Raw genomic sequence first — 25,077 nt, forward strand, 5'->3', positions numbered from 1 at the left:
GTCGCCGCCCCTGGACGCCTGGCCATCGGCCCCGGGTATCGGCCCCGGCTATCGGCCCCGGGCCTCGGCCGCCAACCCGGCCACCGATCGTCCGACACCGGCGTTCCGTATGCTGGCGCCGCGAACTGCCGGTCGTGGAAGGGGAATCGACGTATGCCGCTGCACAAGGACGATCCACGGTCCCTGGGCGGCTACAAGCTGGTCGACCGGCTGGGGGCCGGCGGCATGGGCATCGTCTACCGGGGCCGGTCGCGCTCCGGGCGTGAGGTCGCCGTCAAGGTGGTGCACGCCCAGTACGCCGAGGACCCCGTCTTCCGGGCCCGGTTCCGGCAGGAGATCGAGGCCGCCCGCCGGGTCAGCGGCGCCTTCACCGCGCCCGTCCTGGACGCCGATCCGGACGCCCGGGCGCCCTGGATGGCCACCCAGTACGTACCCGGCCAGTCCCTCGCCGCCCGCATCCGCGCCCATGGCGCCCTCCGTGTCGCCGAGTTGCGCCCGCTGGCCCTCGGCCTGGTGGAGGCGCTGCGGGACATCCACCGGGCCGGGATGGTGCACCGCGACCTGAAGCCGGCCAATGTCCTGATGGCCGGCGACGGCCCCCGGGTCATCGACTTCGGCATCTCCCGCGCGGCCGAGAACCACAACACCCTCACCGAGACCGGGCAGATGGTCGGCACCCCGCCGTTCATGTCCCCGGAGCAGTTCACCGACGCCCGTAGGGTCGGCCCCGCCTCGGACGTCTTCTCGCTCGGCGCGCTGCTGGTGTACTGCGTCACCGGACGCGGCCCCTTCGACGCCGACAGCCCCTACCTCACCGGCTACCGGGTGGTCCACAACGAACCCGTCCTGGACGGCGTCACCGGCCCGCTGCGCGCGGTCCTGGAACGCTGCCTGGCCAAGGACCCCGCCGACCGGCCCGGACTCGACGAACTGGCCGGGGAGTTCGCGGCGGCCCTGCCGGAGCCGGCCCCCGGCGAACCGGAGACGATGACCCTGCGGCTGCCGTCCGCCCGGGCCCTGGACGCCGCCACCGCGCCGACCGACGCGACGTCCGGTCCGGGGGCCGACGGCGACCGCACGACCGGCACCCGCTCCGGCCGCCGCCGGGTCCGGGGCCGCCGTACCCTCTGGGCGGTGGTCGGCACGGTGGGCGCGCTGACACTGGGGCTGCTGTGGTACGTCCGGTTCGGACCGGGTTTCGCGGACGGCCCCGGGGCGGCGGGCTCCTCCTCGGCCTCCCGCTGGGCCGCGGTGCCCACCGGCTGGCAGCCCTGGCAGACGACGGTGTACAAGCCGGCGGACCGGGGCGAGGTCAACGCGCTCGGCACGCCGGCGGACGGCCAGGCGGACTGCCTGAGCCAGGGCGGCAGCGTCTACTGCGGAGGCCACGGCGTCCTGCCGGTGCGGCTGGACGGCAGGACCGGCAGGACCCTCTGGCGCGCCGCGCTCGCGGCGCCGGGGGACGATCCCAGCCGGTACGACTCCTGGGTCCTCGGGGTCTCCGCCGGCACGCTCCTCGTCCGGGAGACCCTCACCGAGGAAGGTGCCGAGAACAACCCCACCTTCATCGTGGCCCTCGACGCGACGAGCGGTTCGCAACTGTGGATCCGCAAGGTCAACGACGAGAACGTCGACCTGATCATGGCCGGTGACGTCGTGCTCACCGCCGAGAGCGACGGCCGGACGGTGACGGCCCGCTCCCCGCGCACGGGCAAGGCGCGCTGGGAAATGACGCTTCCGGCCCGCACCTACTGCACGTTCCTGCCGGGCGGAACCGACGTGTACGCGCAGTGCTTCCCCACCGAGCAGAACGCCACGTACTCCTCGCTCCTGCAGCTGGACCGCGGCGACGGAACGGTCCTCGCGCGTCGGCAGATCCCCTTCGAGAGCGGCTTCCTCGGTGTCGTCGACGGTCACCCGGCCTTGGTCCTGGCCGACGAGGAGAGCGGCTCGACGTCCCTGCAGGACTCCAGGTTCACCAGGATCCTCCTGACGGACCCGACGACCGGCGGCCGGACGACGACGAAGCTCGCGAAGACCTACGAGGGCTCGGTGACGCTCGCCTCGGACACCCTCTGGATCACGGGCGCGAACGGCGAGGTGGCGGCGGTGTCCCCGCTGACCGGCAAGGAGCTGTGGCACACCCGCACCAGCGTGGAGAACTCCGGCTCCCCGACGTACGACTCCCGTACCCACACCCTCTACCTGGCCAGTCCCAGCGGCCGGGTGGCAGCCCTGGACACCCGCAAGGGCACCCTCCTCTGGCAGACGTCCCCGCGCGTCGCCACGGCCGCGACGGGCGACGCGTCCGATCCCAAGGCACTGCTCTACGAGGGCGTGGTGACCGTCATGACCCCCGACGGCACCCTCTTCAGCCTCGACCCCGCGCACCCCGAGCGGAAGTCCGGCTCGGGGTGACACAGGGGCGTACGGCTACGGCAGTGCCAGCATCCGCTCCAGGGCCAGCTTGGCGAAGGCCTCGGTCTCCTGGTCGACCTCGATGCGGTTGACGAGGTTGCCCTCGGCCAGCGACTCCAGGGTCCAGACCAGGTGGGGGAGGTCGATGCGGTTCATGGTCGAGCAGAAGCAGACCGTCTTGTCGAGGAAGACGATCTCCTTGCCCTCGGGGGCGAAACGGTTCGCGAGACGGCGGACCAGGTTCAGCTCGGTGCCGATCGCCCACTTGGAGCCGGCCGGGGCCGCCTCCAGGGCCTTGATGATGTACTCGGTCGAGCCGACGTAGTCCGCCGCCGCCACGACCTCGTGCCGGCACTCCGGGTGGACGAGGACGTTCACGCCGGGGATGCGCTCGCGCACGTCGTTGACGGAGTCCAGGCTGAAACGGCCGTGGACCGAGCAGTGGCCGCGCCACAGGATCATCTTCGCGTCCCGCAACTGCTCCGCGGTGAGCCCGCCGTTCGGCTTGTGCGGGTTGTAGAGGACACAGTCCTCCAGGGACATGCCCAGGTCCCGGACGGCGGTGTTGCGGCCCAGGTGCTGGTCCGGCAGGAACAGCACCTTTGTTGCCGAGGGCTCCCCCTGCTCGAAGGCCCACTCCAGCGCCCGCTGCGCGTTCGACGAGGTGCAGATCGTGCCGCCGTGCTTGCCCGTGAACGCCTTGATGTCCGCGGACGAGTTCATGTACGAGACGGGCACGACCTGCTCGGCCACGCCGGCCTCGGTCAGCACGTCCCAGCACTCGGCGACCTGCTCGGCGGTGGCCATGTCCGCCATCGAGCACCCGGCCGCCAGGTCCGGCAGGACCACCTTCTGGTCGTCCGAGGTCAGGATGTCGGCGGACTCGGCCATGAAGTGCACACCGCAGAACACGATGTACTCGGCCTCCGGGCGGGCGGCCGCGTCCCGGGCCAGCTTGAAGGAGTCGCCCGTGACATCGGCGAACTGGATGACCTCGTCGCGCTGGTAGTGGTGGCCGAGCACGAACACCTTGTCGCCGAGTTTCTCCTTGGCCGCGCGGGCGCGCGCGACCAGATCCGGGTCGGACGGCGAGGGCAGGTCGCCGGGACACTCGACGCCCCGCTCACTCCTCGGGTCGGCCTCACGGCCGAGCAGCAGCAGGGCGAGCGGAGTCGGCTGTACGTCGAGTTCCGGGGTCTGGGCGGTGGTCACGACACGCACCCTTTCTACTTTTCGTCGTTCTGACGTTATCTATCATAACTGCTTCATGTCACTTTGACGATGGCCATTGCGTCGATGTGACGTGAATCCCGGCGCCGCTGTGCGTGACTTCGGGCGTGTGCGAGCATGAAGAAGTAGAAAACGCGAGAACGCGAATGCCGGGCCGGAATGAAACAGCGGACCCGCCGGTTGCACTCGTCGGCAAGCAGTCTCCGTACAACCCGGGAGAGATGTAGATGTCCGTATCGGACGAGACCAGCACCGCCACCGACGGCATCATCCTGAGCGACGCCGCCGCGGCCAAGGTCAAGGCCCTGCTCGAGCAGGAAGGCCGTGACGACCTCGCCCTGCGCGTCGCCGTCCAGCCCGGTGGCTGCTCCGGCCTGCGGTACCAGCTCTTCTTCGACGAGCGGTCCCTCGACGGCGACGTCGTCAAGGACTTCGGCGGGGTCAAGGTCGTCACCGACCGCATGAGCGCCCCGTACCTGGGCGGCGCGTCGGTCGACTTCGTCGACACCATCGAGAAGCAGGGCTTCACGATCGACAACCCGAACGCGACCGGCTCCTGCGCCTGCGGCGACTCCTTCAGCTGAGCCCAGCGGCTGACCGAAACGAAGGCGGCGGCCCCTCATCGCGAGGGGCCGCCGCCTTCGTGCTGTCCGCGCTCAGCCGTCCTGCGGGGTGAGCGTCGTGGCCTTCTCCTTCGGGACCGCGCCACCGTCCGTGCCGACCACCTTCCGGCCGTCCAGCGGCGCGTCGAGACGCACCGTCTGGTGGTACTGCTTGGCGATCAGGATGCAGATCTTGTCCGGCCAGGGCGTCTCGGTGACCTTGACCACCACCTGCTCCGAGCCCTCGTCCACCGTCGCCTTGTAGTCGGCGCACACCCCGCCGGTGAAGGCGACGGTCAGCTCACGGCCCTCGGCCGTGTACCCGTCCACCTTCACGTTCTTCTGCGCGGCACTGGCACTCGCCGAGGGCGTCGACGCGGACGCCAGGTACTTCGGGTCCACCGCCGGATAGGTGACGGTGTACGAGTCCGCGGCCCCGCGCACCTGGAACAGCCAGGACGGCACCAGCGCCTGCTGCCCGGCGACGGACTGGGCCGCCAGCCCGAACACCGCCTTCTCGATCACCGCCGAGGACGCGGACGGCGACGCCGCCGACGACGTCGACGCGGCGCACGGCTGCTCCAGGCGGTCCTTCAGCGGTACGGGACTGGCGCAGCCGCCGATGCCCATCCGGTGGTCGGAGCGCGGCGCCGCGTTCATCAGGTCCAGCGTCTTCGCGGCGCTCAGCACCGGATACGTGGCGCCCTCGGCCGGCGTCGCCAGCATCCCGTTGCCACCGACCACCTCGCCCTGCTTGCTGACGGTCAGCCCGGTCGTCCAGCCGTACGTCGGCAGCCCGCCGACCACCGGATCGGCGTTCACCACCCGCTGCGCACCCATCACCTGGCTCGTGTCGAGCTTCGCGTCGTCCTGCCCGAGCGCCTTCAGCACCGGCGCCGCCGCCTTCTCGGCGTCGGCGACGCTCACCGGGTCACCGGCCGGCGCCGCCGGGTCCTGCGCGCACACCAGGGCGCTCTTGCAGTTGTCGGTGCCGGGGGCGTAGCGGCTGTACGTCCAGATGCCCGGCGCGGCCCGGTTCACCTGGAGACTCCCGCCGGAGCCGTCGTTGTCCGTACCGACCTTCCACACCGTGCCCTCGGCGACCGGGGTCCCGTCGACCCCCAGCGCCTTCGCCAGCGCCGCGACCCGGTCCGCGGAGACCGCGCCGGACGGCTGGTACACCGCGGCCGAGCCGGGACCGCCGGGGAGCGTCCCGCTCGCCGTGTAGCTCACGCCGTAGGGATTGGGCTCACCGGGGGCGATGCCGTTGCCGCCGCCGGAGGAGGAGTAGCCGTCCAGGGCCAGGGGCGGGGGAGTGGAGCCACCGGAGGCACCCGGGGCCGCCCCGCCGCCACCGGAACCGTTGCCGCCGCTGCCACCGCTCGACGTGAGGTAGGCGCCACCGCCGCCTATCAGAAGCACGGCGGCGGCCACCGAGGCGATGACGAGGGCGGGGGAGCGGCGCCGGGCGGGGTGGTCACCGGCGTCGGAGGGCTCGAACGCCTCGGGAGCCGCGGGCGGCGCGGACGGTCCGGGCGCCTCGGGAGCCGCGGGCGGTTCGGGCGCCTCGGATGCCTCAGGTGACTCGGCCGCCGTGGGTGTACCGGTCGCCTCGGTCGCCTCGGGGGTGCCGGGCGCGTCGAGAGCGTCCGGGCCGTCGGACGTGTCGGCGAGATCGGGGATGCCGGTATCGGTGAGGCCAGGGGTACCCGGCGTGTCGGCGTGAGAGGCGGCTTCCGGCTCGGCTTCCGGCTCGGGCGCAGGTGCGGCCTCGGCGGCAGGGGCCACCGCGGGGCCGGGAGTCTCTTCCGGCTCCGGGGCCACGCTCGGCCCGGGCACGTCCGCATCCGGCGCGGGGGCCTTCTCCGGCTCGGTCGGCTCAGTCGGCTCGGCCGGTTCCGGAACCTCTTCCACGGCGTTCTCGGGGGGCTCCCCGGTGGTGCCGGCGGCCGCGTCCTCGTCGTTGTCGGGTCGCTCGCTCTTCACCGCATCGCTCCTTGCCGTGTCGTATCCCGCCTCCCCTTCACGGGGGACGGCGATGGGACGCGGGAGGGGAGCGCGCGGTTCCCTGGAAACGCGCCGGGCGGAACCCGGCCGCTCAGTCGCCGTAGTCGGACATCGCGTCCAGGAGTCTGGCGGACTTCTTCGGCACGGTCACCCCGTGGATGAGTGACGGCGGCACCGGACGGGCATCGCTGTGATCAGGAACCACCCAGTGCGGGGCCATCCGCGCGCAGTCACCGCGCAGCGACGCCAGGTCGCCGTCGAGGTCGGCCGGAGCGGGGGCGTGGACCTTGAGGTTCGTCATGACGGAACCGTAAGCACGTCGAGGGCCGCGAAGAAAGATCTACTATCGGGTAGTTTTGGCACCTTCAGGGTGCCCACGCCGACCCGGTAGCGTTAACTGTCAATTACGCCTCCCCCTCAGGAGAGTCCCAGCCGTGCGCATCGCAGTCACCGGCTCCATCGCCACCGACCACCTCATGACTTTCCCCGGCCGCTTCGCCGACCAGCTCGTCGCGGACCAGCTGCACACGGTCTCGCTGTCCTTCCTGGTCGACAACCTGGACGTGCGCCGGGGCGGCGTCGGCGCGAACATCGCGTTCGGCATGGGACAGCTCGGCACCCGGCCGGTCCTGGTCGGCGCGGCGGGCTTCGACTTCGACGAGTACCGTGCCTGGCTCGACCGGCACGGCGTCGACACGGACTCCGTCCGTATCTCCGAGACCCTGCACACCGCGCGTTTCGTCTGCACGACCGACGCCGACCACAACCAGATCGGCTCCTTCTACACGGGCGCGATGAGCGAGGCCCGCCTGATCGAGCTCAAGACGGTCGCCGACCGGATCGGCGGCCTCGACCTGGTCCTGATCGGCGCGGACGACCCCGAGGGCATGCTCCGCCACACGGAGGAGTGCCGGGCCCGGACGATCCCCTTCGCCGCCGACTTCTCCCAGCAGATCGCCCGGATGAACGGCGACGAGATCCGGATACTGCTGGAGGGCGCGACGTACCTCTTCTCCAACGAGTACGAGAAGGGTCTGATCGAGACGAAGACCGGCTGGACCGACGAGGAGATCCTCGCGAAGGTCGGCCACCGGGTCACGACGCTGGGCGCGCGGGGCGTGCGCATCGAGCGGGCGGGGGAGGACCCGATCGAGGTCGGCTGCCCCGACGAGGAGCGCAAGGCCGACCCGACGGGCGTCGGCGACGCGTTCCGCGCCGGGTTCCTGTCCGGGCTCGCGTGGGGGGTCTCGCTGGAGCGGGCGGCCCAGGTGGGCTGCATGCTGGCGACCCTCGTCATCGAGACGGTGGGGACGCAGGAGTACCAGCTGCGGCGGGGACACTTCATGGAGCGGTTCACCAAGGCGTACGGGGACGAGGCCGCCGAAGAGGTCCGGGGTTATCTGGTCTGAGTTTCGGGTGCGGGTGCGTGGGGGCTGGTCGCGCTCACGCGGCGGTAGCCGCAAATCGACTCAGCCCCGCGCCCCTGACGGGGCGCCTCAGCTGACCCGGCGGACCAAGTAGGCCGTTCCTCGCTCCGCCTTCTCCTCGCCCTCGTACTCCTGGCCCCGCATCTCGCACCACGCCGGGATGTCGAGTCGTGCGGCCTCGTCGTCGGAGAGGACCCGGACCCTGCCGCCCACCGGCACGGTGCCGATGACCTTCGCCAGTTCGATGACGGGGATCGGGCAGCGCTTGCCGAGTGAGTCGACGACGACTTCCGCTGCCTGCGGCACGGCAGCCGTCTGCGTGGGCGCCCCCAGCTTCTCCCGCACCCCCGCCACCACCCCCGGCAGCACCGCCAGGAACCGCTCCACATCCGCCTCGGCCGCGCCCGTCGGCAGCGACACCCGGACGTTCCCCTCGCTCAGCACACCCATCGCCCTGAGCACATGGCTCGGCGTCAGCGTGCTGCTCGTGCAGGACGATCCGGACGAGACCGAGAAGCCCTCCCGGTCGAGCTCGTGCAGCAGTGTCTCTCCGTCGACATAGAGACAGGAGAAGGTGACGGTCCCGGGCAGCCGCCGCTCCGGGTCCCCCACCACCTCCACGTCCTCCACCAACTCCGGTACCCGCGCCCGGATCCGCGCCGTCAGCGCCCGCAGTCGTACGGCCTCCCGCTCGGCCTCCGCCCGCACGGCCCGCAGCGAGGCGGCCGCCGCGACGATCGCCGGCAGGTTCTCGAAGCCGGGTGCCCGCCCCGACTCCCGCTCGTCCGAGGCCCCTTGGGCGGCGAACCGCACCCCCTTGCGCACCACCAGCAGCCCGACCCCGCTCGGTCCGCCCCATTTGTGCGCACTCGCCGTCAGCAGCGACCAGCCGCCCTCGACCCGCCCCCACCCCAGCGACTGCGCCGCGTCCACCAGCAACGGCACCCCGGCCGCCCGGCACACCTCGGCGACGGCCGCCAGCGGCTGCTCCGTACCCACCTCGTGGTTGGCCGACTGGAGACAGGCGAGCGCGGTGTCGGGGCGGAGCGCGGCCTCGTACGACTCGACGTCCACCGCACCCGTCCGCCGCACCGGCACCCGGGTCACCTCACCGCCGTCGGCCTCCCACACCTCCGCCGAATGGAGTACCGAGGAGTGTTCGACGGCAGACACGATCAGGTGACGTCCCGTCCGACGCCGACCGGCCAGCGCCCCCGCGATGCCCGTGTGGACCGCCCGCGTCCCCGACGGGGTGAAGGACAGCTCATCGGCCCGGCACCCGACCGCCTCGGCAGCCGCCTCCCGCGCGGCATCCAACAACATCCGCGCTTTCCGCCCCTCCCGATAGAGACGAGAGGGATCGGCCCACCCGTCGTCGAGGGCGGCCAAGAGCGCCTGACGGGCAACAGGGTGAAGGGGAGCAGCGGACGCAGCGTCAAAGTAGGACACGCAGCAACGTTAAAACGTCTCCGGGGGCAGCCCACCCAGGGGCGCGGGGCTGTGCCGATATGCGGCTCCGCCGCGTGGGCGCGACAAGCCACAACGCACCCGCACCCGCACCGCAAACCGCACCAACCCGAGCTATTGGGCGCCCATTCCCACCCCTACGGAGTGACAGGCGGCGCGTATGCCCCCCTCCCCGCGAACCCCCGAAGGGCGTCGGCTAGGGTTTGGTCCGCATAAACATCCAAACCCCTGCCCGACGCAGGGCGGCGACCGACCAGCGAGAAGGCCGCAGCCGAACCGCCGGGCGAGACTCTCGGGAAGGCGCTACGTGAGTCCCAACGGCTCCGACCGCTCGCCGCGGCGCCCGATGCGGCGGAAGCTGCTGCAGGCAATGACCGCGGGCCTGGTCCTTGCGACCGCTACCGGTTGCACATACAAGGACTTCCCCCGCCTTGGTATGCCCACCCCGACCACGGAAGAGGCTCCGCGGATCCTCTCCCTGTGGCAGGGCTCCTGGGCCGCCGCGCTCGCCGTCGGCGTGCTGGTGTGGGGTCTGATCATCTGGAGCGCCATCTTCCACCGGCGCAGCCGCACGAAGATCGAGGTCCCGGCACAGACCCGGTACAACATGCCGATCGAGGCGCTGTACACGGTGGTCCCGCTCATCATCGTCTCGGTGTTGTTCTACTTCACCGCGCGGGACGAGACGAAGCTCCTCAGCCTCACCGACAAGAAGCCGGACGTCACGGTCAACGTGGTCGGCTTCCAGTGGAGCTGGGGCTTCAACTACATCACGCCCGTCGACGGTGTCACCGGCGACGCGAAGACCGACGAGAACCTGGCCGCCATCCCGGACCGGTTCAAGAAGGAATTCCCGGCCGCCGCCGGTGGTGTCTACGACGTCGGTACGCCGGGCACGAAGAACCCGCAGACCGGCAACCCCGGTCCGACGCTCTGGCTCCCCAAGGGCGAGACCGTCCGCTTCGTCCTCACCTCGCGTGACGTCATCCACTCCTTCTGGGTGGTGCCGTTCCTGATGAAGATGGACGTCATCCCGGGTCACACCAACGCGTTCCAGGTGACTCCCAACCAGGAGGGCACCTTCCTCGGCAAGTGTGCCGAGCTCTGCGGCGTCGACCACTCCCGGATGCTGTTCAACGTGAAGGTCGTCTCCCCCGAGCGGTACCAGCAGCACCTCAAGGACCTCGCCAAGAAGGGGCAGACCGGTTACATTCCCGCCGGCATCGCGCAGACGAGCCACGAGAAGAACCGGGAGACGAACAACCTGTGAGCATCCTCAACGAACCCCAGGGTGCCGCGGCAGCTGAAGGCTCTTACGCAGATGAGCTGCCGGTCAGGCGCAAGCAGCCCGGCAACGTGGTCGTCAAGTGGCTCACCACCACCGACCACAAGACCATCGGAACGCTGTATCTGGTCACGTCGTTCGCGTTCTTCCTGATCGGTGGAGTGATGGCGCTGCTCATGCGCGCCGAGCTCGCTCGCCCCGGTCTGCAGATCATGTCGAACGAGCAGTTCAACCAGGCGTTCACGATGCACGGCACGATCATGCTGCTGATGTTCGCGACGCCGCTGTTCGCCGGCTTCACGAACTGGATCATGCCGCTGCAGATCGGCGCGCCGGACGTCGCCTTCCCGCGACTGAACATGTTCGCCTACTGGCTGTACCTGTTCGGCTCGACCATCGCCGTCGGCGGCTTCCTCACCCCGCAGGGTGCGGCCGACTTCGGCTGGTTCGCCTACTCCCCGCTGTCGGACGCGGTCCGCTCGCCGGGCATCGGCGCCGACATGTGGATCATGGGTCTGGCCTTCTCCGGCTTCGGCACCATCCTCGGCGCGGTCAACTTCATCACCACGATCATCTGCATGCGCGCACCGGGCATGACGATGTTCCGCATGCCGATCTTCGTGTGGAACGTGCTGCTGACCGCCGTGCTGGTCCTGCTCGCCTTCCCCGTCCTCGCCGCCGCGCTCTTCGCGCTGGAGGCGGATCGGAAATTCGGGGCACATGTCTTCGACGCGGCGAACGGCGGAGCACTGCTCTGGCAACACCTCTTCTGGTTCTTCGGCCATCCAGAGGTGTACATCATCGCGCTGCCGTTCTTCGGCATCATCTCCGAGGTCATCCCGGTCTTCTCCCGTAAGCCGATGTTCGGCTACATGGGCCTGATCGCCGCCACGATCTCGATCGCGGGTCTGTCCGTGACGGTGTGGGCGCACCACATGTACGTCACCGGCGGTGTGCTGCTGCCGTTCTTCTCCTTCATGACCTTCCTGATCGCGGTACCGACCGGTGTGAAGTTCTTCAACTGGATCGGCACCATGTGGAAGGGCTCGCTGTCCTTCGAGACACCGATGCTCTGGGCCACCGGCTTCCTGATCACCTTCACCTTCGGTGGTCTGACCGGTGTCATCCTGGCCTCGCCGCCGATGGACTTCCACGTCTCCGACTCGTACTTCGTGGTGGCCCACTTCCACTACGTGGTGTTCGGTACGGTCGTCTTCGCGATGTTCTCCGGCTTCCACTTCTGGTGGCCGAAGATGACGGGCAAGATGCTCGACGAACGCCTCGGGAAGATCACCTTCTGGACGCTGTTCATCGGCTTCCACGGCACCTTCCTGGTCCAGCACTGGCTGGGCGCCGAGGGCATGCCCCGCCGCTACGCCGACTACCTGGCGGCCGACGGCTTCACCACGCTGAACACGATCTCGTCGATCAGCTCCTTCCTGCTCGGCCTGTCGATCCTGCCGTTCCTCTACAACGTCTGGAAGACGGCGAAGTACGGCAAGAAGGTCGAGGTCGACGACCCGTGGGGCTACGGCCGTTCGCTGGAGTGGGCGACCTCCTGCCCGCCGCCGCGCCACAACTTCCTCACCCTGCCGCGGATCCGCAGCGAATCGCCGGCCTTCGACCTGCACCACCCTGAGATCGCCGCCCTGGAGCAGCTGGAGCACGGTCACGCCGCCGCCGCTGTCACGGGCAGCAAGGAGGCCGGCAAGTGAAGATCCAGGGCCGCATGTTCGTGTGGCTGAGCGTCTTCGTCCTCGCCATCGCGATCGTCTATGGCGTGTGGTCGAAGGAGCCGGCCGGTACCACGGCGCTCTTCCTGGCCTTCGGCCTGTGCATCATGATCGGCTTCTACCTGGGCTTCACGGCCTCGCGGGTGGACGCCGGTGCCCAGGACAACAAGGAGGCCGACGTCGCGGACGACGCCGGTGAGCTGGGCTTCTTCAGCCCGCACAGCTGGCAGCCGCTCGCGCTCGGCGTCGGCGGCGCGCTGGCCTTCCTCGGTGTCGCCGTCGGCTGGTGGCTGCTGTACTTCTCGGTGCCCATCATCCTGATCGGCCTCTTCGGCTGGGTGTTCGAGTACTACCACGGTGAGAACCGCACCCAGTAGGCAAGCAGTGCACCGGGAGCCCGGACCCTCCACAAGGAGGGTCCGGGCTCCCGTCGTTACGGCCTCACGGCCGGTTCCCGTCCCCGGAGCGGTGTCCGTCCCCCGTCCGGACTACCTGTCGTGCCGGTACGCAAAACATCTCATAGTGTGATCATATGAGTCACTCTCCGTGCGCCCGTACCGTCGTCAGCTGCACCCTGCTGGTGATCGCCCTCGGCGCGGGCGTCACCGCCTGCGGTTCGGACGGCAACCCGCTGGCGGGCAAGCCGAACGACGCGGCGGACCAGCTCTCCTTCAACACCCCCACCGGCAAGGGGAAGCGCGTCGATCCGGACAAGCCCCTGGAGGTCGTCGCCAAGAGCGACGACGACCGGATCACGGACGTCACGGCCCAGGACGCCACCGGTCGCTATGTGGCGGGCGAACTCGACGCCGACGGCAGCCGCTGGCACAGCACCTCCCCGCTGGCCGCCAACGCCCACTACACGGTCCAGGTGAGCACCGAGGACGAGGACGGCGTCCCCGGCCGCAAGGTCCTCACCTTCGACACCAGCGTGCCCGCCACCAAGCAGCGGCTGAAGGTCACCTTCGGCCCCAAGTCGGGCGAGTACGGCGTCGGCCAGCCCATCACCGCCCAACTCGACCACGAGGTCAAGGACAAGGCCCAGCGCGCCGTCGTCGAGCGCGGCCTGAGGGTCGACTCCATCCCCGCCGTGGACGGCGCCTGGTACTGGGTGAGCGACAAGGAACTCCACTACCGGCCCAAGGAGTACTGGCCCACGCATGCCACCATCCAGGTGCACAGCGACCTGGACGGCGTCAAGATCAGCGACCGCCTCTGGGGCGGCACGGCCAAGCCCCTGAAGATCACCACCGGCGACAAGCTCCTCGCCGTCACGGACGCCGGCGCCCATCAGATGACGATCTACAAGAACGACAAGGTGATCAACACCATTCCGATCACCACGGGAAAACCCGGCTACGAGACCCGCAACGGCGTCAAGGTCGTCCTGGAGAAGCAGTACTTCGTACGCATGCGCGGCACCACGGTCGGCATCGCCGAGGGCACCTCGGACTCCTACGACCTGCCGGTCTACTACGCCACCCGGGTCACCTGGTCGGGCGAGTACGTCCACGCCGCGCCCTGGTCGGTCGGCTCCCAGGGGTACGAGAACGTCAGCCACGGCTGCACCGGCATGAACACCTCCAACGCCGAGTGGTTCTTCGACACCTTCCACCCGGGGGACCTGGTGAAGGTCGTCAACTCCAACGGCAAGGAGATGGAGAACTTCGGCAACGGCTTCGGCGACTGGAACCTCGCCTGGAAGGACTGGCGCAACGGCAGCGCCCTCATCAACGGCACCCCGGACGGCCCGAAGCCCCAGGACGCGGTGAGAGTCCAGCCGGTCGCCCTCTGAGCGCCCCGCAGGGGCGCGGGGAACTGCGCGACCAGCCACACACGGCCCGTACGCGCGCACTCACCGCGCCCCCCACCCCCTCAGGCGCTCTGCAGCTTCCTCTGCCGCAACAGAGACGCCAGCGCGCCCGCGAACTCCACCGGCTCCACCGGCAGCGTCACAGCCGCGTCCGCACGGCTCCACGTGGCCAGCCACGCGTCCTGCGGCCGCCCGATCAGCAGCAGCACCGGCGGGCAGTTGAAGATCTCGTCCTTGATCTGCCGGCACATCCCCATGCCCCCCATGGGCACGGCCTCCCCGTCGAGGACACAGACATCAACGCCCCCTCGGTCCAGCTCGCGCAGCACCGCCGCGGGTGTGGCGCACTCCAGGAACTCCACGAACGGCACATCGGGGGCCGGCCGCCGGCCGGCGGCGAGCCGTACCTGCTCGCGGGTGTTGGAGTCGTCGCTGTAGACCAGCACCGTGGCGGTCGGCTGCATTGTTCCTCCGAGACGTCAGCGTCGTACGGACAGGACCGATGGCCCGGATGCTACTCCCCCGAACACCTCGTCAACACCTGTTGGAACACCGCTTCGATGGGCCATCCGGGCAGTCCACACGCTGCGAACACTCCGAACGGCACCCCCCGGAGTGAGCGCGAGATAAGCGACCGACATAATGTCGGTCGTGGCGACAGCAACGACAGTAGAAACCGGGCACGCGCACCCGTCGGTCAACCGGCCGAACCTCACCAGCGTCGGAACCATCATTTGGCTGAGTTCCGAGCTGATGTTCTTCGCGGCCCTCTTCGCGATGTACTTCACCCTGCGATCGGTGACCGGTCCGGCGCACTGGAAGGAGATGGCGAGCCATCTCAACCTTCCGTTCTCCGCGACCAACACCACGATCCTGGTGCTCTCCTCCCTCACCTGCCAGCTCGGCGTGTTCGCCGCCGAGCGCGGGGACGTGAAGAAGCTCCGGGGATGGTTCATCGTCACCTTCATCATGGGTGCGATCTTCATCGGCGGTCAGATCTACGAGTACACCGAACTGGTCAAGAAGGACGGGCTCTCGCTCTCCTCCGACCCGTACGGCTCGGTGTTCTACCTGACCACCGGCTTCCACGGCATGCACGTGACGGGCGGCCTCATCGCCTTCCTGTTCGTCCTGGGGCGCACCTACGCGGCGAAGAGGTTCACGCACGAGCAGGCGACCGCGGCCATCGTCGTGTCCTACTACTGGCACTTCGTCGATGTCGTCTGGATCGGCCTCTTCGCCACGATCTACCTGATCAAGTAGCCGGGCCGGCACGCGCGCCGCAGAAGCGCACTTTCCAGAAGCATCGACGCAGAAGATCCTGACACCGGGGTAATCCGTGAAAAAGCTCTCCGCACGACGACGCCATCCGCTGGCGGCGCTCGTCGTCCTACTCCTTGCGCTGGTGGGCACTGGGGGGGCCTACGCCGCTCTCGCGCCCGCGAGCAAGGCGCAGGCCGATGAAACATCCCAGTCCCTGACCATCGAGGAGGGCAAGAAGCTCTACTCGGTCGGCTGCGCCAGCTGCCACGGCACCGGCGGTCAGGGTTCGTCCGACGGCCCCAGCCTGGTGGGCGTGGGCGCCGCGGCCGTCGACTTCCAGGTCGGCACCGGCCGTATGCCGGCCGCGACCTCGCAGGGCCCGCAGGTCGTCAAGAAGAAGAACATCTACACCCAGGCCCAGATCGACCAGCTCGCGGCGTACATCGCCTCGCTGGGCGCCGGTCCCTCGGTGCCGACCAAGGACCAGTACGGTCCGGACGGTGCCGACATCGCCGCGGGTGGCGAGCTGTTCCGCACCAACTGCGCGCAGTGCCACAACTTCGTCGGCTCGGGTGGCGCGCTGACCAAGGGCAAGTTCGCGCCGGACCTGCAGGGCGTCGACCCGAAGCACATCTACGAGGCCATGCAGACGGGCCCGCAGAACATGCCGTCCTTCCCTGACACGACGCTGTCGGAGAAGAACAAGAAGGACATCATCGCGTACCTCGACTCGGTCAACAGCAGCAAGACGGTGAACCCCGGCGGTCTCAACCTGGGCGGCCTCGGGCCGGTCAGCGAGGGTCTGTTCGCGTGGATCTTCGGTCTCGGCCTGCTGATCGCGGTCGCCGTCTGGGTCGCCGCTCGGACCGCAAAGGCCAAGAAGTCATGAGTAGCCAAGACATTCCAGAAGAGAACCTGCCCGCTGAGCAGGATCACGCGCACGGCGCCGTGAGCGTCGCGGACGAGAAGAACCCGTTCGCGGACCCGGGTCTGCCGCCCCACGAGCACCGGATCCAGGACATCGACGAGCGGGCCGCCAAGCGGTCCGAGCGCGTCGTCGCCCTGCTGTTCACGGTGTCGATGCTGGCCACGGTCGGCTTCATCGCGTCCTATGTGACGATCCCGAAGGACAAGGCGATCTTCGTCTTCCCCCTCGGTCACATCAGCGCGCTGAACTTCGCCCTGGGCCTGACGCTCGGTGCGGCCCTGTTCTGCATCGGCGCGGGCGCGGTCCACTGGGCCCGCACCCTGATGTCCGACGTGGAGGTCGCCGACGAGCGGCACGCCATCTCGGCCGAGCCCGAGGTCAAGGCCAAGGTCCTGGCCGACTTCAAGCAGGGTGCCAAGGAGTCGGCGATCGGCCGGCGCAAGCTGATCCGCAACACGATGTTCGGCGCGCTGACCCTGGTCCCGCTCTCCGGCGTCGTGCTGCTGCGCGACCTCGGCCCGCTGCCCGGCACCTCGCTGCGCCACACGGCGTGGTCGAAGGGCAAGCTGCTCGTCAACATGAACACCAACGAGCCGCTGCGTCCCTCCGACGTCGCCGTCGGCTCCCTGACGTTCGCCAAGCCCGAGGGCGTCGAGGAAGACCAGGAGGACTTCCAGAACGTCATGGCGAAGGCGGCCCTGATGATCATCCGGCTGCAGCCGGACAACATCAAGGACAAGCGCGAGCTCGAGTGGTCGCACGAGGGCATCGTCGCCTACTCGAAGATCTGCACCCACGTGGGCTGCCCGATCTCGCTGTACGAGCAGCAGACCCACCACGTGCTCTGCCCGTGCCACCAGTCCACCTTCGACCTCTCCGACGGAGCCCGAGTGATCTTCGGCCCGGCCGGCCACGCCCTGCCGCAGCTGCGCATCGGCGTGAGCGAGGAGGGCTACCTCCAGGCGCTCGGCGACTTCGACGAGCCCGTCGGTCCTGCCTTCTGGGAGCGCGGATGAGCACCAACGAGAACTCAGAGTCCCGCGAGCGCGGGAAGGCACCGGCCGGCGAGCGTGTCGCCGACTGGGCCGACGGACGGCTCGGGATCTACTCCCTGGCCAAGTCCAACATGCGCAAGATCTTCCCCGACCACTGGTCGTTCATGCTGGGCGAAGTGTGCATGTACAGCTTCATCATCATCATCCTCACGGGTGTGTATCTGACGCTGTTCTTCCACCCGTCGATGAACGAGGTGGCGTACCACGGCAGCTACGTCCCGCTCCAGGGTCAGCTGATGTCCGAGGCGTTCAACTCGACCCTGCACATCTCCTTCGACGTGCGCGGTGGCCTGCTCATCCGGCAGATCCACCACTGGGCCGCGCTGATCTTCCTCGCCGGCATGTTCGTGCACATGATGCGCGTGTTCTTCACGGGCGCGTTCCGCAAGCCGCGTGAGATCAACTGGCTGTTCGGCTTCCTGCTGTTCGTCCTGGGCATGTTCACCGGTTTCACCGGTTACTCGCTCCCGGACGACCTGCTCTCCGGCACCGGTGTCCGCTTCACCGAGGGCGCCATCCTGTCGATGCCGATCGTCGGCACGTACATCTCGTACTTCCTCTTCGGCGGCGAGTTCCCCGGCCACGACTTCGTGGCGCGGTTCTACTCGATCCACATCCTGCTGCTGCCGGGCATCATGCTCGGCCTGATGGTCGGCCACCTGATCCTGGTCTTCTACCACAAGCACACGCAGTTCGCGGGCCCCGGAAAGACCGAGAAGAACGTCGTCGGCATGCCGCTGCTGCCGGTCTACATGGCCAAGGCCGGAGGCTTCTTCTTCCTGGTCTTCGGTGTCATCGCGGCCATCGCGGCGACCACCCAGATCAACCCGATCTGGGCCATGGGCCCCTACCGTCCGGACCAGGTGTCCACCGGCGCCCAGCCCGACTGGTACATGGGCTTCGCCGAGGGTCTGATCCGCTACATGCCCGGCTGGGAGATCAACTTCTGGGGCCACACCCTGGTCCTGGGCGTCTTCATCCCGCTGGTCCTGTTCGGTCTGGTCCTGGGTGCGATCGCGCTCTACCCGTTCATCGAGTCCTGGGTCACCGGCGACAAGAGCGAGCACCACATCCTGGACCGCCCGCGCAACGCCCCGACCCGTACCGGATTCGGTGTCGCCTGGATCACCGTGTACATGGTGGGCCTGATCGGTGGTGGCAACGACCTCATCGCCACCCACTTCCACCTGTCGATCAACGACGTGACCTGGTTCGTCCGGATCTTCTTCTTCGCCGGACCGGTGATCGCGTTCCTCGTCACCAAGCGGATCTGCCTCGGTCTGCAGCGCCGCGACAAGGAGAAGGTGCTGCACGGCCGCGAGACCGGCATCATCAAGCGGCTGCCGCACGGTGAGTTCGTCGAGATCCACGAGCCGCTCTCGCAGGAGCAGCTGCACACCCTCACCGCCCACCACCAGTACGAGCCGGCCGAGATCGGCCCGGCGGTGGACGAGAACGGTGTCGAGCGCAAGATCAAGGGGTCCGAGAAGCTCCGCGCCAAGCTGAGCAACGCCTACTACGGCGAGGACAACCAGATCCCGAAGCCGTCCGTCGAGGAGTACAAGGAGATCACGAGCGGCCACGGCCACCACTGATCGACGGCGTCGCCACGCCACAGCCGAAGGGCCCCCGTCCGTACACCGGACGGGGGCCCTTCGCGGTGCCCGGGGCTGGATAGGGTAGGCCTCACAGGCACCATTTCCCGGTACGACGATCAGGAGCGGCCTTATGAGCGCTGTGACCCCCGCTGGAGGCGACACCGCGGCGGGCCGTTCCTGGCCCGAGGTACTGAACGCGCTGCTGTACGGCCAGGACCAGAGCGCCGAGGCCACGGCCTGGGCGATGGACCAGATCATGCGCGGCCAGGCGACCGACGCCCAGATCGCCGGCTTCGTGGTCGCGCTGCGGGCCAAGGGCGAGACGGTCGAGGAGATCAACGGCCTGGTCCGCACGATGTACGAGCACGCCAACCTCATCGAGGTGCCGGGCCGCACGGTCGACATCGTCGGGACCGGCGGTGACGGCGCGAAGACGGTGAACATCTCCACGATGTCGGCGCTGGTGGTGGCCGGCACCGGCGCGAAGGTCGTCAAGCACGGCAACCGCGCCGCCTCCTCCGCGTCCGGCGCCTCGGACGTCCTGGAGAAGCTCGGCGTCAACCTCGACCTGACCCCGCAGCGGGTCGCCGAGGTCGCCGAGGAGGCGGGCATCACCTTCTGCTTCGCCGTCAAGTTCCACCCGGCGCTGCGGCACGCGGGCGCCGCGCGCGGCCAGTTGGGCATCCGCACGGTCTTCAACATCCTCGGCCCGCTGACCAACCCCGCGCGGGTGCGGGCCCAGGCGGTCGGCGTCGCCGACCCGCGCATGGCCCCCGTCGTCGCGGGCGTCTTCGCCGAGCGCGGCCACTCCTCGCTGGTCTTCCGCGGCGACGACGGCCTCGACGAACTCACCACGACCGCCACGTCCCACGTCTGGGTCGTCCGCGACGGCAAGGTCACCGAGCAGACCTTCGACCCCCGTGACGTCGGCATCGACCTGGTCCCGGTGGAGGCCCTGCGGGGCGGCGACCCGTCGTACAACGCGGAGGTCGCCCGCAGGCTCCTGGACGGCGACCAGGGCCCGGTACGGGACGCGGTCCTGCTGAACTCGGCGGCCGCCCTGGTCGCCCTGGACCCGGGCCCGGGCACGCTGTCCGAACAGCTCCGCGCGGGCATGGCCAAGGCCGCCGACTCCATCGACTCCGGCGCGGCCAAGCACGCACTGGAACGCTGGGCGGCGGCGACGCACAGGTAGGGGCAACGGGGGTTCGGCACCGCCGGGCCCCCGTCCCGTCATCCGGACAGAAGTTGCGCGGTGGCGATCACTTCCCCTACGTTTCTTTCCAGGTCATGAGTGACAGTCATGAGGCCCCGGCCGACTGTCCGGCAACCCTCCGTCCGTGGCGGGGTGCCCCGGGTGAAGACCAGGTCGTAGGCAGCGAGGTCTACGGCAAGCGCGGACCCCTCGACACACCAGGGGTCCTGGTCGTACGAGGGAGCCCTCTGTGAGCAAGCGAATGCGATAGGGCGTAGAGCCCCGCCTCCGCGTACCCCTTTTCAGCTTTCCCCGTGCCGTCGACACACCGTCCGGCGCGGCGGTTCCGCTTACCCTCACAGGAGTTCCGCCATGTCCGTCTCCACCGCTGCCTCCGCCCAGTCCGTTTGTGCCCCTCTGTCCGTTCTGGGCCGGGATGTCACCGTCCCGCTGGTCACCGGCGGCGAGGTCACCTACGCCGCCCTCGACTACGCGGCCAGCGCCCCCGCCCTCCAGCGGGTCTGGGACGACGTCGCGGCGTACGCGCCGTACTACGGCAGCGTCCACCGCGGCGCCGGCTACCTCTCCCAGCTCTCCACGGACCTCTTCGAGAACGCCCGCCGGACCGTCGCCGAGTTCCTCGACTGCCGCCCCGACGACCAGCTGGTCTTCACCCGCTCCACCACCGACTCCCTGAACCTCCTGGCCCGCGCCCTGCCCGCCGACTGCCAGGTCTTCGTCTTCGAGACCGAGCACCACGCCTCCCTGCTGCCGTGGCAGGACGCCCGCGTCACCTACCTCAACGCCCCCCGCACCCCGCGCCAGGCCGTCGAGACCCTGGAGCGCGCCCTCGCCGACCGCGACCCCCACGGCCCGGCCCTGGTCTGCGTCACCGGCGCCTCCAACGTCACCGGCGAGCTGTGGCCGGTACGGGAGATGGCGGCCGCCGCGCATGCCCACGGCGCCCGGATCGTCCTGGACGCCGCCCAGCTGGCCCCGCACCACCCCGTCTCCGTCCAGGACCTGGACGTCGACTGGGTCGCCTTCTCCGGTCACAAGCTGTACGCCCCCTTCGGCTCCGGCGTCCTCGCCGGCCGCGCCGACTGGCTCCAGGCCGCCGAGCCCTACCTCGCGGGCGGCGGCGCCAGCCGCAAGGTCACCCGGCGCGAGGACGGGGGAGTGGCCGTGGAGTGGCACGAGAGCGCGGCCCGGCACGAGGCCGGCTCGCCCAACGTCATCGGCGCCTACTCCATCGCCTCCGCCTGCAAGGCGCTCACCGAGGCCGGCTTCGACACGCTGGTCGCCCGTGAGCGGCACCTGATCGAGACGGTGCGGGCGGGACTGGCCGAGGTCCCGGAGGTCCGGGTCCTCTCCCTGTTCGGCGACGACGCCCCGCGGGTCGGCGTGATCAGCTTCGTGGTGGACGGCTGGAACAGCTCCCACTTCGCCGCCGCCCTCTCCGCCGAGTACGGCATTGGCGTCCGCGACGGCCTCTTCTGCGCCCACCCGCTGGTCAGGACCCTCCTCGGCTCCGACCCGCAGACCCAGGGCGAGTGCGGGGCGCCGGAGGCGGCACCGGGCGAGAAGTCCCTCAACGCGATCCGCGTCAGCTTCGGGGCGGGGACCCCGGACGAGCACGTCGAGCGGTTCGTGGGCGCCGTACGGGAACTGGTCCGGGACGGCGCGAAGTGGAACTACCGCACGGAGGACGGCCGTTGCGTACCGGCCGTGTGACGGACTGACGTCCACTCGCGCGTATACGCTCACCTCGGCAGCTGTACGGAGAGCAGGGGGAGCGCGGAGTGCAGGAGCTGCGGGAGACAGACCCGCGGACCATCGGTCCCTACCAGGTCCTGGGCCGGCTCGGGTCCGGAGGCATGGGCGAGGTCTACCTCGCCGAGGCCCGGGGCGGCCCCCGGCTCGCGGTCAAGGTGGTGCGGGCCGAGCACGCGGAGGACCGCACCTTCCGGGCCCGGTTCCGGCACGAGGTGCGGGCCGCGGGGACGGTCGGCGGGGCGGGCACGTACACCGCACGGGTGGTGGACGCGGACACCGAGGCGGACCGGCCGTGGATGGCCACCGAGTACGTGGACGGCCCCAACCTGCGGGACGCGATCCTCGACGGCGGCCCGCTGACCGGGGACGCGGTACGGCTGCTCGCGGCCGCGCTGGGCGAGGCGCTGGCCGCGATCCACGCGGGGGGCCTGGTCCACCGGGACCTCAAGCCCTCCAACATCCTGCTGGCGCCGGACGGCCCCCGGGTCATCGACTTCGGCATCGTCCGGGCCCTGGAGGGGACGGCGCTGACCCGGACCGGGGTGATCGTCGGGTCCGTCGGCTATGTCTCGCCCGAGCAGATCCGCAACGGCGCCCAGGTCGGCCCGGCCAGTGACGTCTTCTCGCTCGGCGCGGTCCTCGCCTACGCGGCGGGCGGCCGGGAGCCCTTCGGCGAGGGGCAGGATTCGGTCGTTCTGCTGCGGATCCTGACCGGGGACGTCGACCTGTCCGCCGTACCGAAGGACCGTCTGGCGCTCGTGGAGGCGTGCCTGCGCGACGACCCCGACGCCCGGCCGACGCCCGCCGACGTGGTCGCGGCGGTGGGGCACACGGCGGACAGCCTGCGCGCGGGACTGCGGGCCGGGTGGTACACCGGCGGCGCCCCGACCCGGCCCGGGAACGCGGACGACGGCACCCGCTGGATGCCGGAGCACGGCTCGGGGGAGCGGGACAGCCGGGTCGAGTACATGGCGCCCGTGACGGTCACGGACACCCCGGCCGTCGCCCAGGGCCCCGTCGCCCCCTCCCGGCGCCGCCTGCTGGCGGGCCTGGCGGGCGGTACGGCGGCCGTGGCGGCCGCGGGCGCCGGCGGCTGGCTGTGGCTGCGGGGCTCCTCGGGGAGCACGGCCCGGCCGGGGGCGGGGGAGGAGAAGGGGACGACCGCGTCGGGCGCGCCCCTGACGGGCTGGCAGTACCAGGTCCAGGGACTGGGCGGGCAGCGCGGCCCCTGCGCGGCACTGTCCCCGGACGGGAAGCTGGTGTACGTCGGCGGCGCGGACGGCTCGCTGCACGCCCTGGACCCGTACGGCCGCGCCGTCCGGGCGACCCGGCTGGGCGGGCCGGTGATGTCCCCGCTCGCCACCGCCGCCGGTGTGTACTGCCTGCTGTACGACAACGGGGAGGGGTCCACCCGGCTCTGCGCCCTCGACCGGAACGGCAAGGTGCGCTGGACCAGGCCGGTCGCCGGCGACAGCCAGGTCCCGGTGGCCGCGGGCGGCCTGGTCCTGGTGTCGTACGGCTCCGCGGACAAGGGCGGGGTGCGTGCCTACGCCTCCGACGGCACCAAGGCCTGGGACATGCCGACCGGTCCCGCGCCCACCAGCGAGCCGCTGGCCGCGGACGGCGTGATCTACTGCGGCACCTTCGGCGACCAGCTCCTCGCCCTGGACGCGAAAAGCGGGCGGCGGCTGTGGGCGACGGCCGCCGGCAGCGACACCGGGCGGCCGACGCTGGTCGGGGACGTCCTGGTGGTCGGGTCGGGCGGCGAGCAGATGCTGCACGGCATCAGCCGCGCGGGCAAGCCGCTGTGGCACAAGTCGGGGAACGACCTGCCGGCCGGCAGCCGCTACTTCACGAGCGTGGCGTTCGGCGGCCTGGCCGTCACCGCGAGCGACTACGAGATCCTGGCCCTCGACCCCGCGGACGGATCGAAGGCGTGGGCGTCCTCGTTCACCGCCGACGGCAACCAGTACAGCGACCCCGCGGTCGCGGCCGGCACGCTCTACGTGCGCCAGGGCTCGACGCTCTTCGGCCTGAACCGCAAGGGCGGACGGACCTGGCGGAAGCGGGTCGAGGGCGGGGTGTCCACCGGGACCCAGAGCCCGGTCGTCCGCGACGGCCGCATCTACGTCGCGACCGCCGACGGCATCACCGTCCTCGCCCTGAAGGACTGAGGGGCTGAGGGGCTGAGGGGTTAGCTGTCCAGGCCGATCGCGAACGCCGCTTCCAGGTCGTGCTGGGAGTACGTGCGGAACGCGACGTGCGTGTCGGTGCCCTCCACGCCGGGGATCTTGCTGATGCGGCCGGGGATGACCTCGGCGAGGTCCTCGTGCTGCTGCACCCGGACCATGGCGATCAGGTCGTACGTGCCGGTGACGGAGAAGACCTCGCTGACGCTCTCCAGCGCGGCGATCTGTTCCGCGATCTCGGGGATCCGGTCCACGCTGGTCTTGATGAGGACGATCGCGGTGATCACGGCTGGTTCTCTCCCTCGGGTGCCGGGGCTGGGGCGGTCCTCACTTTAGTCGTACGGCCGTATCGCACCCACGCGTACCCGAAGCCGAGTCCGAAGCCGACCAGGTGGGCGAGGTAGGCGACGCCGGGGCCGGCGGGGGCCTGGCCGAGGGCGAGCCACTGCAGGGCCGCCCAGAAGGGGAGCACCACCCAGGCCGGGAAGCGCAGGGGCAGGAACAAGAGGAAGGGGAGAAGACTGGTCACGCGGGCGCTGGGGAACAGGTACAGGAACGCTCCGAGGACCGCCGAGATCGCCCCGGACGCCCCCACCAGCGACTGCTGGGACGAGGAGTTGGCGGCCGCGTAGCCGAGCAGCGCGAGATAGCCGCAGCCGAGGTAGAAGAGGGTGAACTCCACGCGGCCCATCCGCTCCTCGGTCATCGCCCCGAAGACGAAGAGGAAGAGCATGTTGCCGAGCAGGTGCACCCAGCTGCCGTGGATGAACAGCGCCGTGGCCGGGGTGAGCACCTCCCGCACCGGGCCGTCGAACAGGTCGGCGGGGACCACGCCCCAGCGCCGGAAGTACGCCCGCTGCGCCGCCGCCAGGGCGTCCCCGGTGCCGTAGGACGGCGTGAAGCCGGAGGCGGGGCCGAGCAGGAAGATCAGGCAGCACACCGCGATCAGCGTGTACGTCATGGGCGCCGACGTGCCCCGCAGGCTCCGCAGGCTCCGCAGGGTCCGGGCGGCCGTCGTGTTCCGGTTGCCGATCATGGACATAGAGCATGGCGTAACAGGACGCAGCGGTGCAGATCGCCTCGCCGCCTTG

The 25,077-nt window shown here is 70.1% G+C and carries 21 protein-coding genes and 1 riboswitch; of the genes, 14 read left to right on the forward strand and 7 right to left on the reverse strand.

Annotated elements, in window-relative coordinates; all coding sequences use genetic code 11:
* Nucleotides 1–153: 153 nt before the first annotated feature.
* Entirely contained in the window at nucleotides 154–2,418 is a 2,265-nt protein-coding gene (locus tag ACGFZS_RS03920; protein ID WP_393793773.1) for a PQQ-binding-like beta-propeller repeat protein, read from the forward strand.
* A gap of 15 nt (nucleotides 2,419–2,433) precedes the next feature.
* Here ACGFZS_RS03920 and nadA read toward each other — a convergent pair whose 3' ends face one another.
* Nucleotides 2,434–3,630, reverse strand: a complete 1,197-nt coding sequence (nadA, locus tag ACGFZS_RS03925) for a quinolinate synthase NadA (protein WP_393793774.1) — start codon at nucleotides 3,628–3,630, stop codon at nucleotides 2,434–2,436.
* A 245-nt stretch (nucleotides 3,631–3,875) separates the two neighbouring features.
* On the opposite strand from nadA, the gene ACGFZS_RS03930 reads away from it, so the two are divergent.
* Nucleotides 3,876–4,232 (forward strand): iron-sulfur cluster assembly accessory protein, encoded by a 357-nt coding sequence (locus ACGFZS_RS03930; protein WP_355726892.1) that lies wholly within the window; start codon nucleotides 3,876–3,878, stop codon nucleotides 4,230–4,232.
* Nucleotides 4,233–4,304: 72 nt separating this feature from the next.
* On the opposite strand, the gene ACGFZS_RS03935 is transcribed toward ACGFZS_RS03930, so the two are convergent.
* Both ACGFZS_RS03935 and ACGFZS_RS03940 read right to left on the reverse strand, forming a co-directional pair.
* A complete protein-coding gene (locus tag ACGFZS_RS03935) occupies nucleotides 4,305–6,236 on the reverse strand; it encodes a hypothetical protein (RefSeq protein WP_393793775.1) in 1,932 nt (643 codons plus the stop codon).
* Between the two features lie 112 nt (nucleotides 6,237–6,348).
* Nucleotides 6,349–6,558: a hypothetical protein gene (locus ACGFZS_RS03940; RefSeq protein ID WP_393793776.1), complete on the reverse strand. Its 210-nt coding sequence runs from the start codon at nucleotides 6,556–6,558 to the stop codon at nucleotides 6,349–6,351.
* 133 nt (nucleotides 6,559–6,691) lie between these two features.
* On the opposite strand from ACGFZS_RS03940, the gene ACGFZS_RS03945 reads away from it, so the two are divergent.
* On the forward strand, nucleotides 6,692–7,666 hold the full coding sequence (locus tag ACGFZS_RS03945) for a carbohydrate kinase family protein (RefSeq protein ID WP_393793777.1): 975 nt from the start codon (nucleotides 6,692–6,694) through the stop codon (nucleotides 7,664–7,666).
* 87 nt (nucleotides 7,667–7,753) lie between these two features.
* Here the strand turns inward: ACGFZS_RS03945 and ACGFZS_RS03950 are convergent, their stop codons facing one another.
* Entirely contained in the window at nucleotides 7,754–9,133 is a 1,380-nt protein-coding gene (locus ACGFZS_RS03950) for a cysteine desulfurase/sulfurtransferase TusA family protein (RefSeq protein ID WP_393793778.1), read from the reverse strand.
* A gap of 325 nt (nucleotides 9,134–9,458) precedes the next feature.
* On the opposite strand from ACGFZS_RS03950, the gene coxB reads away from it, so the two are divergent.
* The 4 genes from coxB (at nucleotide 9,459) to ACGFZS_RS03970 (ending at nucleotide 13,964) form a co-directional block, all read left to right on the forward strand.
* The gene (gene coxB, locus ACGFZS_RS03955; protein ID WP_355723396.1) at nucleotides 9,459–10,421 is read left to right on the forward strand and encodes a cytochrome c oxidase subunit II; all 963 of its coding nucleotides are present in this window, start codon (nucleotides 9,459–9,461) and stop codon (nucleotides 10,419–10,421) included.
* Nucleotides 10,418–12,151 (forward strand): cytochrome c oxidase subunit I, encoded by a 1,734-nt coding sequence (gene ctaD, locus ACGFZS_RS03960; protein ID WP_355723393.1) that lies wholly within the window; start codon nucleotides 10,418–10,420, stop codon nucleotides 12,149–12,151. The genes coxB and ctaD overlap by 4 nt, the downstream gene beginning before the upstream one ends.
* Nucleotides 12,148–12,546, forward strand: a complete 399-nt coding sequence (locus tag ACGFZS_RS03965; RefSeq protein ID WP_355723390.1) for a cytochrome c oxidase subunit 4 — start codon at nucleotides 12,148–12,150, stop codon at nucleotides 12,544–12,546. Before ctaD ends, ACGFZS_RS03965 begins: the two co-directional genes overlap by 4 nt.
* Nucleotides 12,547–12,701: 155 nt before the next feature.
* Nucleotides 12,702–13,964, forward strand: a complete 1,263-nt coding sequence (locus ACGFZS_RS03970; RefSeq protein WP_393793779.1) for an Ig-like domain-containing protein — start codon at nucleotides 12,702–12,704, stop codon at nucleotides 13,962–13,964.
* 80 nt (nucleotides 13,965–14,044) lie between these two features.
* On the opposite strand, the gene ACGFZS_RS03975 is transcribed toward ACGFZS_RS03970, so the two are convergent.
* Nucleotides 14,045–14,446, reverse strand: coding sequence for a hypothetical protein (locus tag ACGFZS_RS03975; RefSeq protein WP_393793780.1), 402 nt, complete (start codon nucleotides 14,444–14,446; stop codon nucleotides 14,045–14,047).
* Between the two features lie 178 nt (nucleotides 14,447–14,624).
* Here ACGFZS_RS03975 and ACGFZS_RS03980 point away from each other — a divergent pair, with 178 nt between their 5' ends.
* The 7 genes from ACGFZS_RS03980 (at nucleotide 14,625) to ACGFZS_RS04010 (ending at nucleotide 23,971) form a co-directional block, all read left to right on the forward strand.
* Nucleotides 14,625–15,245, forward strand: a complete 621-nt coding sequence (locus tag ACGFZS_RS03980) for a heme-copper oxidase subunit III (RefSeq protein ID WP_355723383.1) — start codon at nucleotides 14,625–14,627, stop codon at nucleotides 15,243–15,245.
* Between the two features lie 76 nt (nucleotides 15,246–15,321).
* Nucleotides 15,322–16,134, forward strand: a complete 813-nt coding sequence (locus tag ACGFZS_RS03985) for a cytochrome c (protein ID WP_365680259.1) — start codon at nucleotides 15,322–15,324, stop codon at nucleotides 16,132–16,134.
* A complete protein-coding gene (locus tag ACGFZS_RS03990; RefSeq protein ID WP_359209475.1) occupies nucleotides 16,131–17,189 on the forward strand; it encodes a Rieske 2Fe-2S domain-containing protein in 1,059 nt (352 codons plus the stop codon). The genes ACGFZS_RS03985 and ACGFZS_RS03990 overlap by 4 nt, the downstream gene beginning before the upstream one ends.
* Nucleotides 17,186–18,823: a cytochrome bc complex cytochrome b subunit gene (locus ACGFZS_RS03995; RefSeq protein ID WP_393655229.1), complete on the forward strand. Its 1,638-nt coding sequence runs from the start codon at nucleotides 17,186–17,188 to the stop codon at nucleotides 18,821–18,823. The genes ACGFZS_RS03990 and ACGFZS_RS03995 overlap by 4 nt, the downstream gene beginning before the upstream one ends.
* Before the next feature lie 133 nt (nucleotides 18,824–18,956).
* The gene (trpD, locus tag ACGFZS_RS04000; protein WP_393655231.1) at nucleotides 18,957–20,021 is read left to right on the forward strand and encodes an anthranilate phosphoribosyltransferase; all 1,065 of its coding nucleotides are present in this window, start codon (nucleotides 18,957–18,959) and stop codon (nucleotides 20,019–20,021) included.
* Nucleotides 20,022–20,112: 91 nt separating this feature from the next.
* A riboswitch (SAM riboswitch) is annotated at nucleotides 20,113–20,229 on the forward strand.
* A 164-nt stretch (nucleotides 20,230–20,393) separates the two neighbouring features.
* Nucleotides 20,394–21,755, forward strand: coding sequence for an aminotransferase class V-fold PLP-dependent enzyme (locus ACGFZS_RS04005; protein WP_393793781.1), 1,362 nt, complete (start codon nucleotides 20,394–20,396; stop codon nucleotides 21,753–21,755).
* 68 nt (nucleotides 21,756–21,823) lie between these two features.
* Nucleotides 21,824–23,971, forward strand: a complete 2,148-nt coding sequence (locus tag ACGFZS_RS04010) for a PQQ-binding-like beta-propeller repeat protein (RefSeq protein WP_393793782.1) — start codon at nucleotides 21,824–21,826, stop codon at nucleotides 23,969–23,971.
* Nucleotides 23,972–23,991: 20 nt separating this feature from the next.
* On the opposite strand, the gene ACGFZS_RS04015 is transcribed toward ACGFZS_RS04010, so the two are convergent.
* Both ACGFZS_RS04015 and ACGFZS_RS04020 read right to left on the reverse strand, forming a co-directional pair.
* On the reverse strand, nucleotides 23,992–24,273 hold the full coding sequence (locus ACGFZS_RS04015) for an Lrp/AsnC ligand binding domain-containing protein (protein WP_355723363.1): 282 nt from the start codon (nucleotides 24,271–24,273) through the stop codon (nucleotides 23,992–23,994).
* Entirely contained in the window at nucleotides 24,270–25,022 is a 753-nt protein-coding gene (locus tag ACGFZS_RS04020) for a rhomboid family intramembrane serine protease (protein ID WP_393793783.1), read from the reverse strand. The genes ACGFZS_RS04015 and ACGFZS_RS04020 overlap by 4 nt, the downstream gene beginning before the upstream one ends.
* Nucleotides 25,023–25,077 lie beyond the last annotated feature (55 nt).

This window comes from Streptomyces sp. NPDC048288, from assembly GCF_043201555.1.
Lineage (GTDB): Bacteria > Actinomycetota > Actinomycetes > Streptomycetales > Streptomycetaceae > Streptomyces.

Excerpts from the sequence above, each read along its gene's own strand:
- ACGFZS_RS03920 (WP_393793773.1), top strand. The coding sequence starts at position 154 with ATGCCGCTGCACAAGGACGATCCACGGTCCCTGGGCGGCTACAAGCTG.
- ACGFZS_RS03930 (WP_355726892.1), top strand. The coding sequence starts at position 3,876 with ATGTCCGTATCGGACGAGACCAGCACCGCCACCGACGGCATCATCCTG.
- ACGFZS_RS03940 (WP_393793776.1), bottom strand. The coding sequence starts at position 6,558 with ATGACGAACCTCAAGGTCCACGCCCCCGCTCCGGCCGACCTCGACGGC.
- ACGFZS_RS03970 (WP_393793779.1), top strand. The coding sequence starts at position 12,702 with ATGAGTCACTCTCCGTGCGCCCGTACCGTCGTCAGCTGCACCCTGCTG.
- ACGFZS_RS03975 (WP_393793780.1), bottom strand. The coding sequence starts at position 14,446 with ATGCAGCCGACCGCCACGGTGCTGGTCTACAGCGACGACTCCAACACC.
- ACGFZS_RS03980 (WP_355723383.1), top strand. The coding sequence starts at position 14,625 with ATGTCGGTCGTGGCGACAGCAACGACAGTAGAAACCGGGCACGCGCAC.
- ACGFZS_RS03990 (WP_359209475.1), top strand. The coding sequence starts at position 16,131 with ATGAGTAGCCAAGACATTCCAGAAGAGAACCTGCCCGCTGAGCAGGAT.
- ACGFZS_RS03995 (WP_393655229.1), top strand. The coding sequence starts at position 17,186 with ATGAGCACCAACGAGAACTCAGAGTCCCGCGAGCGCGGGAAGGCACCG.
- trpD (WP_393655231.1), top strand. The coding sequence starts at position 18,957 with ATGAGCGCTGTGACCCCCGCTGGAGGCGACACCGCGGCGGGCCGTTCC.
- ACGFZS_RS04005 (WP_393793781.1), top strand. The coding sequence starts at position 20,394 with ATGTCCGTCTCCACCGCTGCCTCCGCCCAGTCCGTTTGTGCCCCTCTG.
- ACGFZS_RS04020 (WP_393793783.1), bottom strand. The coding sequence starts at position 25,022 with ATGATCGGCAACCGGAACACGACGGCCGCCCGGACCCTGCGGAGCCTG.